The sequence below is a fragment of the Myxococcus sp. AB025B genome, assembly GCF_006518215.1.
GTDB lineage: Bacteria > Myxococcota > Myxococcia > Myxococcales > Myxococcaceae > Myxococcus > Myxococcus fulvus.
The window spans coordinates 1-439 of sequence record NZ_SRLW01000723.1 but is presented as its reverse complement, the minus strand read 5'-3'; the positions used below and the strand labels follow the sequence as shown (position 1 = coordinate 439).

Annotated in this window: 1 protein-coding gene; it reads right to left on the bottom strand. The window is 63.1% G+C overall.

Annotation, left to right across the window (positions count from 1 at the left end):
* A partial coding sequence (locus tag FL311_RS43690) for a DUF2164 domain-containing protein (protein ID WP_141333602.1) occupies positions 1–372 on the bottom strand: 372 nt, incomplete at its 3' end.
* Positions 373–439 lie beyond the last annotated feature (67 nt).

Here is a 439-nt window from a genome sequence, read left to right as displayed (position 1 = left end):
GTACTGGAACGGCTCCTGGTGGCACTCGTAGTCCAGCTCGGCCACGCGCGTCTGCAGGCGTTCCTGGGCCTCCCGCACGGCAGGGTTGTAGACCACCGGGCCAATCTCTTCCAGAAAGAAACTGAGCAGCGCACCGGCCTGGATGTTGCCGATGCGCTCGTCCAACTGCTCGGTGAAGTAGCGGTGGATGGATTGGACGGCTTCTTCGCGGACGTCGCGGAAAGCCAGTGCAGAAAAAGAGACGCCGACAGCGTTGTCAAATCGACAGGCTTTGCGCAAACGCCAGCGTGCCGGAGCGGCTGAAATGGCGCCATATCGGGCTCTGCGGGCAAGGAACTTGCTGATGCGCGGCGCGGTTGCGCATGCGGGCATCCGTCGCCTATCGTGTCATCAGCACGATTGCATCGCACGCCACGCCGGGGAACCCGCATGCGTATCG